At 42.0% G+C, this 14,647-nt stretch carries 10 protein-coding genes and 1 riboswitch; of the genes, 7 read left to right on the top strand and 3 right to left on the bottom strand.

Annotated features, from left to right (window positions below; genetic code table 11):
* Positions 1-61 precede the first annotated feature (61 nt).
* Positions 62-1,714, bottom strand: a complete 1,653-nt coding sequence (thiP, locus tag HBL79_RS02745) for a thiamine/thiamine pyrophosphate ABC transporter permease ThiP (RefSeq protein ID WP_233570688.1) — start codon at positions 1,712-1,714, stop codon at positions 62-64.
* A complete protein-coding gene (thiB, locus tag HBL79_RS02740; protein ID WP_035685843.1) occupies positions 1,678-2,682 on the bottom strand; it encodes a thiamine ABC transporter substrate binding subunit in 1,005 nt (334 codons plus the stop codon). Before thiB ends, thiP begins: the two co-directional genes overlap by 37 nt.
* 48 nt (positions 2,683-2,730) lie before the next feature.
* A riboswitch (TPP riboswitch) is annotated at positions 2,731-2,820 on the bottom strand.
* Between the two features lie 625 nt (positions 2,821-3,445).
* On the opposite strand from thiB, the gene glnE reads away from it, so the two are divergent.
* Entirely contained in the window at positions 3,446-6,400 is a 2,955-nt protein-coding gene (glnE, locus tag HBL79_RS02735) for a bifunctional [glutamate--ammonia ligase]-adenylyl-L-tyrosine phosphorylase/[glutamate--ammonia-ligase] adenylyltransferase (RefSeq protein ID WP_035685845.1), read from the top strand.
* Here glnE and pepT read toward each other — a convergent pair.
* The gene (gene pepT, locus HBL79_RS02730) at positions 6,397-7,653 is read right to left on the bottom strand and encodes a peptidase T (protein WP_035685852.1); all 1,257 of its coding nucleotides are present in this window, start codon (positions 7,651-7,653) and stop codon (positions 6,397-6,399) included. The two genes, glnE and pepT, sit on opposite strands and share 4 nt — an antisense overlap.
* A gap of 200 nt (positions 7,654-7,853) precedes the next feature.
* Between pepT and potA the strand changes: the two genes are divergently transcribed.
* The 6 genes from potA (at position 7,854) to HBL79_RS02695 (ending at position 14,632) form a co-directional block, all read left to right on the top strand.
* Entirely contained in the window at positions 7,854-8,969 is a 1,116-nt protein-coding gene (gene potA, locus HBL79_RS02725; RefSeq protein WP_035686021.1) for a spermidine/putrescine ABC transporter ATP-binding protein PotA, read from the top strand.
* Complete coding sequence (gene potB / locus HBL79_RS02720; RefSeq protein WP_035685855.1) at positions 8,956-9,816, top strand: spermidine/putrescine ABC transporter permease PotB; 861 nt, start codon at positions 8,956-8,958, stop codon at positions 9,814-9,816. The genes potA and potB overlap by 14 nt, the downstream gene beginning before the upstream one ends.
* Positions 9,816-10,589 (top strand): spermidine/putrescine ABC transporter permease PotC, encoded by a 774-nt coding sequence (gene potC / locus HBL79_RS02715; RefSeq protein WP_035685858.1) that lies wholly within the window; start codon positions 9,816-9,818, stop codon positions 10,587-10,589. Before potB ends, potC begins: the two co-directional genes overlap by 1 nt.
* A gap of 132 nt (positions 10,590-10,721) precedes the next feature.
* On the top strand, positions 10,722-11,798 hold the full coding sequence (locus HBL79_RS02710) for an extracellular solute-binding protein (RefSeq protein ID WP_035685860.1): 1,077 nt from the start codon (positions 10,722-10,724) through the stop codon (positions 11,796-11,798).
* A gap of 381 nt (positions 11,799-12,179) precedes the next feature.
* Positions 12,180-12,503: a winged helix-turn-helix transcriptional regulator gene (locus tag HBL79_RS02700; RefSeq protein WP_035685863.1), complete on the top strand. Its 324-nt coding sequence runs from the start codon at positions 12,180-12,182 to the stop codon at positions 12,501-12,503.
* A 491-nt stretch (positions 12,504-12,994) separates the two neighbouring features.
* Complete coding sequence (locus HBL79_RS02695) at positions 12,995-14,632, top strand: NAD-dependent malic enzyme (RefSeq protein ID WP_035685866.1); 1,638 nt, start codon at positions 12,995-12,997, stop codon at positions 14,630-14,632.
* Positions 14,633-14,647 lie beyond the last annotated feature (15 nt).

The raw sequence follows: 14,647 nt of genomic DNA, 5'->3' as shown, positions 1-14,647 counted from the left end.
TTGGTTGCATTCAGCTCAGCGGGCAAAAATTCAAGCACTCTAACGCGTTAAAAGTGCGGTGTTATTTTGCCCCTGTTTTTTCTTCCGTCTTAGGGCGTTGTTGTTCGATAAACACAAATAATGCCCCGCATAATAGTAATAAAATCAAGGCAGTAACACTAGCCTCTTTGACGCGATAAGCCCCTAGTTGCTGATAAAGCAAATAAGGCAATGAGGTAAAATCTTGGCTACCAAATAATGCAATGGCGGTGAAATCCCCCAAAGATAAGGCACAGGCAAGTGCAAAGGCATACCGCATTGGGGCGTTTAACGCCTGCCATTCCATTATCCGCCAACGTTGCCAACCTTGCACGCCAAGAGATTGGCACAGCCGTTCATATTGCATATTTTGATACATCGGCACAGCGAGAGTTCGTACCACAAAGGGCATCGCCATAATGCCGTTGCAAAATGCCACGATTAAAAATAAATGCCATTGCTGAAAATCAATGTCTTGCAAGCGGATAAATAGCCCCAATGCCACCACTAAGGTGGGAATCGCCAGCACGATCATTCCAATATTGGTGATGAAATTGGCACGATAAGCGGCGTTTAGCCAAGCCAATCGGCGAGCAAATAAGAGCAATGCCATTGATAATAAAATTGCAACAAATGCGGCAGTGGGAGCAAGGGTTAAAGAGAATGTTAATGCACGCCAAAGGGGTGCATTTCCCCACAGCCCACGCCAAACTTCCCATTGTAAACCTGAAACCAACAGCGACAGCAAAGGGGAAAAAAGAAAAACCAGCACGATACTCAGAAAAAAAAGTTGCCAAATTTGCACCGCACTTGATTGTTTCTCTCGCCAAAAAGCACGAAAGTTAAGCGAGGCTTCGGGCTTGCCATTAAACACCGTGCTAATAATGATTAAACCAAGGCAAAAACCGCATTGCAACAAGGCAAGCATTGCGGCTTTTGGGAGATCAAATTCAAATAAAATCGCTTGATAAATCGCCACTTCGAGCGTGGTATAACGCGGCCCGCCGCCAAGGGTTAAAACCAGTGTAAAACTGGTGAAGCACAGCATAAAAATCAAGGCGAATGCGGGGATAAATTGCGACCGCAAATAGGGCAATTCGATTAAGCGAACAAACTGCCAGCCGCGAATATTAAGTTGCGAACTCAGTTGCCGTTGTTGATTGGGAATGCTGGATAAGGCTTGCAAAAATAAACGGCTCGCAAGGGGGATATTGAAAAAGAGATGGGCGATCAAAATGCCACTCAAGCCATAAATATTCGGTTGCCAATCAATGCCTAATGCGGCAAACAGATGAGCTAGCCAGCCTGAATGTCCATAAATCCCCAATAATCCTAACACTGCCACTAAGGCTGGTAACACAAAAGTGAGGGAAAATAATTTTAAAATTAAGGACTTACCACAAAAGGGCTGATAAAAAAACGCCCGTGCGAACAGCACGCCAATCAGCACCGAAAGCAACGCGGATAAAAACGCCTGCCCGAAGCTGAAAGCGATAACGTGTCGAATATAGCTATCTTGCCAGAGGGCTGACCATTGATAATCACGCCCAATGTTTAGCACCGCACTTAAGGCAAAGGCGTAAAATGCCACTAACAGCACAATCACGCCAAGCCCTCCCACCACAGCGGTGAGAGGGAAGTTTTGCCGATAACGGCGAATTATTGCGTTAAGCTGGCTTGCCAAGTGTTCGTCCATTGTTTGATTTGTTCCGCATTCGCTTGACTACCCAGCGTTTTCTTGCTGCTTTGGGCTTTTTTCAAGGCATCAAAATGCGGTTCAACGGCTTCATCAATCACAGCGAACATCACATTTCTTGGTGAAATTTGTTGCTGTGCCGTTGGTGTAACAAGGAAGCTCATAAATTCATCAGCACAGGCGTTTTCGTGGTTCGCCACTCTCGCCGCTGTTTCAATTTGCAACACTTGCCCTTCGCTGAAATCCGTCGCGGCATAATTTTCATCTTTATCATTCAATAAATGGTAAAGCGGTGAGGTGTTGTAGCTGAACACGAGATCCGCCTCGCCTTTCAAAAACACCCCATAGGTTTCCGACCAACCTTTGCCTACCGTAACCGTATGGCTGGCGAGAGTTTTCCACGCTTTCGCTACGTCATCGCCATAGACTTCATTCATCAAAATCACCAAGCCTCGCCCTACACTACTGGTGCGAGGGTCTTGATAAATCACGCGAAGTTGTTGATTATCCACCAATTCTTTTAAACTTTTTGGCGGATTTGGCAATTTGTCTTTACGATACACAAAGGCATACGCACCGAAATCATAGGGTAAAAAAACGTTATCTTGCCATTTGACGGGTAGCGAAAGTTTATCCATCGCCACCTTATTTGGAACAAATAATTGCGTTTTATTCGCTTCATCAAGCATTGTGCCGTCTAGCCCTAACACGATGTCCGCTTTGGTTTTCTTGCCCTCTAAACGTACGCGGTTAAACAGCGTTCCCGTGCTATTAAACGGCACATAATTCACTTGGCATTGCGGATGGGCTTGCTCAAACAAGGCTTTCACTTTCGGGCCTGCTCCCCAATCGGCACTAAAGCTGTCATAGGTATAAACATTCACCTCTTGAGCGGCAAAAGTTTGCACCGAAGCGAAAAGTGCGGTCAAAAATGTGAGCGAAAATAATTTAGAACGATGAAATTGCATAGTTTTTCCTTAAAATAATAAAGAATGACCAGCAATATTGACGCAAAAAGCGGAGAAAAATTAGTTTCCTACGTCAGTATTAACTGTATCAGGTTCACGGGTATGATCTCAGCTTATCAAGCACCCCGACTAATTTGAGTGTACACTCGGTTGCATTATAGCGGAATTCATTTTACTTTCATACAAAGCGTTAAGCTGAAATAATCCAGCAAAGGAAAACAACTCTATGTAGGTAAAAAAGCGTTTAGCAATCCCTAAATCTACCTGAAATAATAAAAAAGCACGGAACTTTCCAAAACTAAATTTATCGAAAAATCCCACCGCACTTTTAAAAATCCCTTCTCCCCGTGTAAATTGCCCTCATTCCAATAAAATTTTTAGAAAAGTAACGCCGAGCGAGAGCGAAGCGAACATCAGGCTTACTTTTCGTTAAAAAAATTTTATTGGAATGAGGAAAAGCAATTTAGTCGGGTATCTTTTTCTTTGCTTACTTTCTTTTGGATAAGCAAAAGAAAGTAAGTCGCCAACGGCGAAATCCGTTATATATCTCAAAGAAAAACGCAATTTAATAACATTTAGCATAAGGGCGTATGCGATACCCCCTACAACGCTCGAAAACAAGCGAGAAGCGAACATCAAGCATTATTTTTCTAAAAATCCTATCTCCACTCAGGCAATTTACACGACGAAATAAAAATTTCCAAAATAACAAAAATTTCTTTATAGTTATCCGCATGCCCCCTCATTTTGTAAAGGATTTGCTATGACAATCGCCACTTCACATCTTGATAATACGCTCAATCAACTCGCTGAGCTGTTATGTCACCATTTTCCTGATGACTATAACGCTGAGATTTATCAGCGGATTGCGGAAGACAAAAACGATCCCGCAAGCCAAATCGGAAAACTCGCTCAAGGCATTGCGATGTCGGATTTTGTGGCAGAAGTCTTTAAAAAACAACCGCACTTTTTGCACCAATGTTGGCAGCAGCTTCCCCATTTAGAAAGTACGGATTATTATCGCCAAGCCTTGCAAACCTTGCTAAGTGATGTTGTGGACGATACGGAATTTCACCGCCAGCTTCGTTTATTTCGTCATCGTGAAATGGCAAAGCTCAGTTTGTGTCAAAGCTTGAATTTCGCCACCGTAGAAGAAATTTTTATTCATCTTTCTCAACTGGCAGAAAGCCTGATTATTGCGGCGAGAGATTGGCTGTATGCGAGAGCCAGTGCGGAAATGGGAACGCCAATGGATAGCCAAGGCAATCCGCAGCAGCTTTACATTTTAGGAATGGGCAAATTGGGGGGCTTTGAGCTGAATTTTTCTTCTGATATTGATTTGATTTTCACCTATCCTGAAAACGGGCAAACGCAAGGGGCAAGGCGGTCTATTGAAAATAGCGTCTTTTTCACTCGGCTTGGGCAACGCTTAATTAACGCGTTAGATCAATATACGCCTGATGGTTTTGTGTATCGTACCGATATGCGATTGCGTCCCTTTGGGGAGGCGGGAGCGTTAGCCCTGAGCTTTAATGCGATGGAGCAATATTATCAAGAGCAAGGGCGTGATTGGGAACGTTATGCGATGATCAAGGGGCGAATTTTAGGGGCTGATCCGCACGATCCTAATGTAAAAACCTTGCAAAATTTGCTCCGTCCTTTTATTTATCGCCGTTATATTGATTTCAGCGTAATTCAATCTTTACGCGAAATGAAAAGCAAAATTGAGCGAGAAGTTCGCCGCCGTGGTTTGGTGGATAACATTAAATTAGGGGCGGGGGGCATTCGTGAAATTGAATTTATCGTGCAAGTGTTTCAGCTGATCCGTGGCGGGCGAGAAGCCAGTTTGCAACAACATTCATTGTTGAAGATTTTGTCTGAGTTGGAAAGGTTGGCACTGCTTAATTCGCAAGAGCGACAAGATTTACAAGATGCTTACCTTTTCCTACGCCGAGTGGAAAACGTGCTACAAGCCATTGATGATAAGCAAACGCAAACCTTACCAGAAAAAGCCCTTGATCGTGCAAGGTTAATCTTCTCTGCTCAGCATTACACCCAATGGAACGCACAACATCAGCCGATTGAAGTGAATCACCCGATTGAAAATTGGGTGGATTTTTATGCCTTGGTGCAACATCATCAACAAAAAGTGCGGTGTGTTTTTTCACAATTAATTGGTGAGGAAAATGAAAGCGAGCCACAAGAAGCCAATCAGTGGAAGGATTTCCTTGAGGAAGATTTAAATGAGGACGATGTGCGGCAAATGCTGTTACAAAATGGCATTAATCCAGAGGAAAATGCCCCGCTTTTACAACGGCTTAATCAATTTAGAATGGAACTTCCCCGCCGCCCGATTGGCGTGCGTGGGCGGGGTGTGTTGGCTCAGTTAATGCCGATTTTGCTCAATCAAGTTTTCTGTCATCAAGCCTATCAAACCTTGCTGCCAAGAATGTTGGATATTGTGGAAAAAATCCTCACTCGCACCACTTATTTAGAATTGCTGGTGGAAAATCCGCAAGTTTTAAATCAGTTAATCGAGCTGTGTTCGCAATCGCAACTTATCGCCGAACAAGTGGCTCGCCACCCGATTTTGCTTGATGAATTGTTAGATCGCGAGGCTCTGCTCAACCCTGTCCATTTCAGCCAATATCCTGCGGAATTACAGCAATATTTGCTCCGTTTGCCACAAGATGATGAAGAACAATTTATTGATGCTCTGCGTCAATTTAAGCAAAGTACCCTACTTCGCGTTGCTGCCGCCGACATTCTGGGGGCGTTGCCAGTGATGAAAGTGAGCGATCATCTCACCTATTTAGCCGAAGCCATTATTGACGCGGTGGTAAATTTAGCGTGGCAACAGGTTTCCGCTCGTTTTGGTGTGCCAGAGTTTCTCGCTCCGAATGAAAAAGGCTTTTTGGTTGTTGGCTATGGTAAATTGGGCGGGCTTGAGTTGGGCTATAAATCGGATTTAGATCTTGTTTTCCTTTTTGATGGAACTCAAACGGGGCAAACCGTCGGCGGGAAAAAAGTGATTGATAGCAATCAGTTTTATCTCAAGCTTGCTCAAAAAGTCATCAGCATTTTTAGTATGAATACGAATGCGGGCATTCTTTACGAAGTGGATATTCGCCTACGCCCTTCAGGTGATGCGGGATTGCTCGGCTGTTCGCTCAAGGCATTTGAAAATTACCAGCTTAACGAGGCGTGGACGTGGGAAAAACAAGCCCTTGTGCGAAGCCGTGCTGTTTATGGTGAGCTTGAACTTCGCCAGCGTTTTGAAGACATTCGCCATCGGGTTCTCTCCGCTCCGCGAGATCTCGCACAGCTTAAGCAAGACGTGAAAGCAATGCGAGAAAAAATGTATCAACACCTCGCCTGCTCTCATTCTGAAGAATTTCATATTAAAACCGACAAAGGCGGTATTACGGATATTGAATTTATCGCCCAATATTTGGTGCTGGCTTACGCCCCGCAGTATCCCGCCTTAACAAAATGGTCGGATAATGTGCGGATTTTTGAGGCAATGGCAGACGAAGCTATAACACAAAGTGCGGTGCTAAATTTTAACGTTTCTGAACAATTAAAAAATGCTTACACCCAATTACGCAACCGTATTCACCACTTAAATTTACTCGGGCTACCCGCGGTGGTAAACCAAGAGGAATTTCGCCAACAACGAACTTTTATTGAACAGGTTTGGCAAGAGTTGTTTGATTAATTTGCCATTTTATTGGCTAGCTCAACAAGCTTAACAATCACCCTTGTGGCGTCCCACATACCTTCAAGGGTGATAAGCTCTTGTTTACTATGGAAATTGTAACCACCTGTAAATAGCATTGGGCAAGGAATTGATTTTTCTGCCAATTTTGCTCCGAGATACCCTGAACGAATTGGGGTGAGAATCGGCTCAATATCACATTGCTTCATTGCTAAATCGGCAAGTTGGATAGATTTTGGTTGCTGTCTGATGACTTCACCCATATTGCCGTATTGATCTTCAATGCTTAACTGAGCTTTCTTCCTTAAGCGTTTTTTGCGGTTAAAATCCACGATCATCATCGCTAAAAATGCTTTGCGTTGTTCAAAACTCACGGCATCAAAATCGCAAATTAAATATCGCATTTCCACTTTTTCAATGTCCCCCGTTAAACTTTCTAAGTGAAAAAAACCTTGTTTTCCTTCTGTTTTTTCGGGAATATCTTGAGCGGGTAACCCTTTTTGAAATTCGCACGCAAGGGTTAAGGCATTGCACATTTTTCCCTTCGCTAGCCCTGCTTGAATATTACGACCATAAAGAACAACAGTGGCGGTGGCAATATTTATATTTTCATAACCGAAACTCCCCACGCCCTCACCTGCAAGACAATACGCCCAATCACAAACAAATTTCTCAAAAGGAAAATATTTCATTCCTTGTCCAATTTCTTTATCTGGCACAAAAGCAACACGAATATTACAATGGGGCATTCTGTTCTGACGCAGAAAATAAAGTGCGGTCATAATTTCAGCCATTCCTGCTTTATTCTCTGCCCCTATCACGTTTTTCCCATCACCAACAATCAACGTTTTACCAATCAATTTTTGCAAAAAAGGGTGATATACCGGGCTGATAAATTCCTCACCAATACCAAGAGAAATATCCCCACCACGATAATTTTCAATAACTTCAGGTAATGCGTTTTTGCTACTGCATTGAGGCGATGTATCAAGGTGGCTAATAAAGCCAATGGTTGGCATTTTAGGGCTAAGGTTAGAGGGCAAAAATGCAGTAAGCACGCCTTGCTTGTTCAACTCGATTTCTTGTAATCCTAAGGCTGAAAGCTCTTGTTGTAGAAATTTAGCTAATTTAAGCTGCCCAGAAGAGCTAGGACACGTCTTGGCATTAAATTTTGATTGTGTATCAAAACTGACATAATTAAAAAAACGTTCTAGCAATCCTCGTTTATATTGTTCGTGATTTTCCTCGTGCATTCTTCACTCTCCCTTAAAATATATTTTTTCATTCTAACCTTTCAAAAATCTGCCGCATTGATATATAACAAGATTAAAGGCAATTTTTTTCGGTTAAACACGATTAATTACTTTTCATTATGGAATGATCGCTATATCATTAGCACTTATTTTTATCTATGTATGTTGCAATCAATTTCTTAGGGAGAAAACCAAAGCTAGTGGAAAATTCAGTTCAAACCAAGCCGATTATTGAGCTTCGTTCTTTAACCAAATCTTATGGCGACAAAACGATTATTAATGGTTTAAATCTTACCATTAACAATGGCGAATTTTTGACAATTTTAGGGCCATCAGGCTGTGGTAAAACCACGGTGTTACGCTTGATTGCAGGATTAGAAGATCCTAACGGCGGTAAAATTATTCTGGACGGTCAGGATATTACTGACGTGCCAGCAGAACGCCGTTTTGTTAATACCGTATTCCAAAGCTACGCACTGTTCCCACATATGACCATTTTTGAAAATGTGGCATTTGGTTTGCGTATGCAAAAAGTGCCGAATGCGGAGATTAGACCCCGTGTAATGGAAGCCTTGCGTATGGTTCGTTTGGAGGAAATGGCAGAGCGTAAGCCGACCCAGCTTTCAGGCGGGCAACAACAGCGTATCGCTATTGCAAGAGCGGTGGTAAATAAGCCTAAAGTGTTGTTGTTAGACGAATCCCTTTCCGCATTAGATTATAAATTGCGTAAAGAAATGCAAAATGAACTGAAAGCTTTGCAACGTCAGTTAGGCATTACCTTTATTTTCGTTACCCACGATCAAGAAGAAGCCTTAACAATGTCTGATCGTATTATCGTGATGAATAAAGGCAATATTGAACAAGACGGTACGCCACGCGAAATTTACGAAGAACCTAAGAATTTATTTGTGGCACGCTTTATCGGTGAAATCAATGTGTTTGATGCCAAAGTGATCGAACGCGTGAATGAAAAAACCGTTAAAGCCAATGTGGAAGGAAGAGTGTGCGAAATTTACACCGCACTTCCTGTTAAGCCAGAACAGCATTTAAAAGTGCTTCTGCGTCCAGAAGATATTCTGATTGAAGAATTAGACGAAAACGAGCAATCTAAAGCGATTATTGGGCATATTTCTGATCGTAACTATAAAGGAATGACTTTGGAATCTAGCGTTATTCTTGATCACAATAATATGAAAGTGCTTGTTAGCGAATTTTTCAATGAAGACGACCCGCATATGGATCACTCCATTGGACAAAAAGTTGCCCTCACTTGGCACGAAGGCTGGGAGGTTGTGTTAGACGATGAAGATAGCTAATAACAAATTCCAAAAAATTACCATTGCAATTATTTTTGCTTGGTTAATTTTCTTTGTGCTTGCACCAAACTTATTGGTGCTTGCGGTGAGTTTTTTAACTCGTGATAGCAGTAATTTTTATGCTTTGCCTTTCACCTTTGAGAATTACACCCGCTTATTTGAACCGCTGTATGCACAAGTAGTGTGGAATTCCCTTTATATGTCAGGTATCGCCACCATTATTTGCCTAATCATCGGCTACCCTTTTGCCTTTATGATTAGTCGAATTAAAGAAAAATACCGCCCAATTTTGCTTTTTTTAGTGGTATTGCCGTTCTGGACGAACTCTTTAATTCGTATTTACGGAATGAAAATTTTCCTTGGTATAAAAGGGATCTTAAACAGCACTTTGCTTACCCTTGGCATTATCGATGAGCCAATTCGTATTCTTAATACAGAAGCAGCTGTGATTATTGGTTTAGTGTATTTATTATTGCCATTTATGATTTTGCCATTGTACGCGGCTATCGAAAAATTAGATCATCGCTTGTTAGAAGCTGCCAAAGATCTAGGGGCGAACAGCTTCCAACGTTTTGTTAAAGTGATTATCCCTCTCACAATGCCAGGCATTATTGCGGGTTGCTTATTAGTATTATTACCCGCAATGGGAATGTTCTATGTGGCTGACTTATTAGGCGGTGCGAAAGTGTTACTGGTGGGTAACGTGATTAAGAGCGAATTCTTAATTTCGCGTAACTGGCCATTTGGTTCAGCAATTAGTATCGGTTTGACTATTTTGATGGCGTTACTCATTTTTGTATATTACAAAGCAAGTAAATTAATGAATAAGAAAATGGAGTTGGAATAATGAGCCGTTTACTGCGTAATGTCTTTATGTTGGTGGTGTACGCTTATTTGTATATCCCAATTATCATTTTAGTTACAAATTCCTTTAACGCAGATCGCTATGGTTTAAGCTGGAAAGGCTTTAGCTGGAATTGGTATGAGCGTCTATTCAATAATGATACGCTTATTCAAGCTGCCTTCCATTCCGTAACCATTGCGTTCTTTGCTGCCACATTAGCAACCATTGTGGGCGGATTAACCGCGATTGCCCTCTATCGCTATCGTTTCCGTGGCAAACAAGCGGTGAGTGGAATGCTGTTTATCGTGATGATGTCGCCAGACATTGTAATGGCAGTTTCGTTATTGGCATTATTTATGATCGTGGGGATTTCTCTCGGTTTTTGGTCGTTACTTTTAGCACATATCACCTTCTGCTTGCCTTATGTGGTAGTTACGGTATTCTCTCGCTTAAAAGGATTTGACTCAAAAATGCTTGAAGCGGCAAAAGACTTAGGGGCAAGTGAGGTTACTATTTTGCGTAAAATTATCTTACCTCTCGCCCTTCCTGCGATTGTTTCAGGTTGGTTATTAAGCTTTACCATTTCCCTTGATGATGTGGTGGTATCTTCTTTCGTTAGTGGCGTAAGCTACGAAATCTTACCACTGAAAATTTTCTCATTGGTGAAAACAGGGGTAACGCCTGAAGTGAACGCCTTAGCCAGCATTATGATTATTTTCTCGCTAAGTTTAGTCATTCTCAGCCAAATTGTGGCGAAGAAAGATAAATCCGCGTAAAAATAAAATAAATGCTTCACAAATAAGCAGAGACAAAATAGAATACGCCTTGACGCTGTCAAGGCGTTTTTTTATTCATATTTTGCCAAAACAAAATATGCCCCTAACCCTCTTAACAGGAGAATGATAGAAATGAAAAAATTTGCAGGTCTTTTCACAGCCGGAATGATCGCAGTTACTTTAACAGCTTGTAATGATAAAGACACAAAGAATGCGGACACCAAAGCACCAGCTAACGATACCGTATATCTTTACACTTGGACAGAATATGTTCCAGATGGTTTATTAGACGAATTTACCAAAGAAACTGGCATCAAAGTCATTGTTTCAAGCCTTGAATCTAACGAAACAATGTACGCGAAATTAAAAACACAAGGTGAAGCCGGCGGTTACGATGTTATCGCACCTTCAAACTACTTTGTGTCAAAAATGGCACGTGAAGGTATGTTAATGCCATTAGATCACAGCAAATTACCTGTTATCAAAGAATTAAACCCAGATTGGTTAGACAAACCTTACGATAAAGGCAATAAATATTCTTTACCACAATTATTAGGTGCACCGGGTATTGCCTATAACACCAATGATTACAAAGGTTCAGACTTCACCTCTTGGGGCGATTTATGGAAGCCAGAATTTGCAGGTAAAGTACAACTCCTTGATGACGCACGCGAAGTTTTCAATATCGCATTGTTAAAACTAGGTCAAGATCCAAATACACAAGATCCTGAAGTAATTAAACAAGCTTACGAAGAGTTATTAAAATTACGTCCAAACGTACTTTCTTTCAACTCTGACAATCCAGCTAACTCATTCATCTCTGGTGAAGTGAATGTGGGTCAATTATGGAATGGTTCTGTGCGTATCGCGAAAAAAGAACACGCACCACTAGATATGGTGTTCCCGAAAGAAGGACCTGTGCTTTGGGTTGATACGCTTGCAATCCCAGCCACTTCTAAAAACCCAGAGGGTGCGCATAAACTTATCAACTATATGTTAGGTGCAAAAACCGCTGCAAAATTAACCGAAGAAATTGGCTACCCAACATCGAATGTTGAAGCATTAAAATTACTTCCAGATGAAATCACTAAAGATCCTGCCATCTACCCAACCGCTGAAGTGTTACAAAACAGCTACTGGCAAGATGATGTAGGTGACGCGGTTCAATACTATGAAGAGTATTACCAAAAATTAAAAGCAGCGAAATAATTTTCTCTAAACAAAAACCTCGCGAAATGCGAGGTTTTTTTATTTTCTTAAATCAAAGTGCGGTCAAAATTTTATCCCATTTTTTACAGCTTAAATGAATGGGCTAACACAAACAATTAAGCCTTCATTCAAATTCAATCGACAATAAGACGCAACAAAACCTAATACACAACTTAACAAGTGTTTAACCCAACACCGAAATCCGCTTTTGAAGATGTTCCCCTTTGACTGCTTCATCAACCATTGCGATGGCATAGTCTGCATAGCTGATATAGCTTTCGCCTTTGTCATTAAGGGTAAAAACTTCGCCCGCTAAGCGGTAATCAAAAGAAAGTAAGCACCTTAAAGTGCAGTAATTACTAAAAGGAAACTAATGTGAGTATGACTGATAAACCCCTTCCCCCTTGCGAAGTTGAAATTACCCTAATGATGATGAGCGATCGTTGGCGAGTATTAATTATTCGCGAATTATTAACAGGAACAAAACGTTTTGGCGAGCTACGAAAAGCCTTAACGGGCATTTCGCAAAAAGTGCTGACGGCGAATTTGCGAGCGATGGAAAGCCAAGACTTACTGACCCGCAAAGTGTATGCCGAAGTTCCTCCACGAGTGGAATATACCCTTAGTGAAGATGGACAAAGTCTAAAACCCATTCTTGACGCAATGGCATTATGGGGCGAGAACTATCGAAGTAAATACCGATAGATATTGGTGATTTTTACTATGCAATAGTCGTTTATATTCAAAAATGCAAAGTTACCTATTTACTAAGTATCACAGCATAATTTATGCAGTTCTCAATTTATTGCTTTACCTTATTTTAAGCTTAACGGCTATCATTATTTTCTTTCTAGTGATTATTCGTATTCATTAAATAAAAGTTCAGTGCTTTTTCGATCCATTTTTATAAAAAATAATCCCAAAAAGCACTGCACTTTATCTCTAATTTAATCAACAAATCATTTGATATTTATTTCAAATCGTATTTATCAGAAATAAAGATCCAACCATATCTCAAACAAATAAAAAACCACAAAAAACCATTTAAATTCAATATCTTGCAAAAAAAAAAAAAAAAAAAAAAAAAAAAAAACCCAACACTCCACTTGAAAGCTATTTTTCTCAGGAATATACTGATTAAAAATTGAGTGTTCTACTTATCCGTCATCGATTACAAATAAATAAGGAGTTATAAAATGAGCAAAACCCCAACAATCCTCACCAATCCCCTCACCAATAAAGGCACGGCATTCACCCTTGAAGAGCGTGCGAAGTTAGGTTTGACAGGGCGTTTGCCTGCGGCGGTGGAAACCTTAGAGGAACAAGCAAAACGGGCTTATGCACAGCTTTCTCGCTATGAAAAGCCAATGGAAAAATACATTTATCTCGACCAACTGCACAATCGCAATGAGGTGCTATATTACCGCTTGCTCACTGATCACTTAGCGGAAATGTTACCTATTGTTTATGACCCAACCGTTGGCGATGCCATAAAACAATGGAGCCGTGATTATCGCCGTTCCCGTGCGGTGTATTTAAATGTTAATCGCCCTGAGGACATCCGTGCTTCTTTTGAGACCCTTGGCTTGGGGGCAGATGATGTGGATTTGATCGTCTGTTCCGATGCGGAAGAAATTCTCGGCATTGGCGACTGGGGCGTGAACGGCACGGACATTTCTGTCGGTAAACTTGCTGTGTACACCGCTGCCGCGGGGATTGATCCAAGCCGTGTGATTGCGGTGAATTTAGATGTAGGTACAGACAACGAAGCCTTGCTCAATGATCCGACCTACTTGGGTAACCGCCACGCGCGTGTGCGTGGGGAGCGTTACGATCATTTGATTAATGAATATCTCAAAATCGCCTCAGAAATGTTCCCAAATGCGCTCTTGCATTTTGAAGATTTTGGCCCGTCCAACGCACGCCGCATTTTGGTTGAAAACCGTGAAAAATATCGTATTTTTAATGATGATATGCAAGGCACGGGGGCAATCGTAATGGCAGCAGTGATTTCAGGTTTGAAAGTCACCAAGCAAAACTTCGCTGAACAACGTCTTGTGGTTTATGGGGCGGGAACGGCTGGTACAGGTATGGCGGATCAAATCAGTGCCGCAATGGAACGCAACGGGCTTTCTCGTGAGGAAGCGAAAAAACGCGTTTGGTTGATTGATATTAACGGCTTGGTTACCGATGATATGCCGAACCTGCCGAATTATCAGCAAGAATACGCACGTCCTGCGGCAGAAGTCGCCGATTGGGGGCGTGAAAACGGCAAAATCGGCTTATTGGAAGTGGTGAAACAAGTGAAGCCAACCATTCTAATTGGCACATCAACGGATCACGGGGCATTTACGGAAGCGGTGATCAACGCCTTGTGCGAAGGGGTAGAACGCCCGATTTTATTACCACTTTCCAACCCAACGGAACGCATTGAAGTGATGCCACAAGACGCTATTCCTTGGTCGCAAGGCAAAGCCCTCATCGCAACGGGAATCCCTGTCGAGCCTGTGGAATACAACGGCACAGCCTTCCACATCGGACAAGGCAACAACGCCCTGCTCTACCCGGGGTTAGGCTTAGGCGTGATTGTGTCAGGAGCGAGCCAAGTTACAGACGGAATGCTTCTCGCAGCGGCGGAAGCCGTAGCCAGCCAAGTAAATCCGCAAGATTTAGGGGCTTCGCTGTTGCCACCAGTGGACAATTTGCGTGCTTCTTCTGCCACCGTTGCCGTTGCGGTTGCAAAACAAGCGGTGAAAGATGGCGTTGCCACTAAACACAGCGACAACTGGGTGCAAAGTGTGCAAGACGCAATATGGCAAGCGGTTTATCGCTAATCGGGTTATTCACAA

Origin of the sequence: Avibacterium paragallinarum, assembly GCF_011765605.1 — a bacterium.
In the GTDB taxonomy this organism is placed as follows: domain Bacteria; phylum Pseudomonadota; class Gammaproteobacteria; order Enterobacterales; family Pasteurellaceae; genus Avibacterium; species Avibacterium paragallinarum.
Note: the sequence above shows the minus strand (reverse complement) of the source record. Positions and strands in the feature narration are given on the sequence as shown.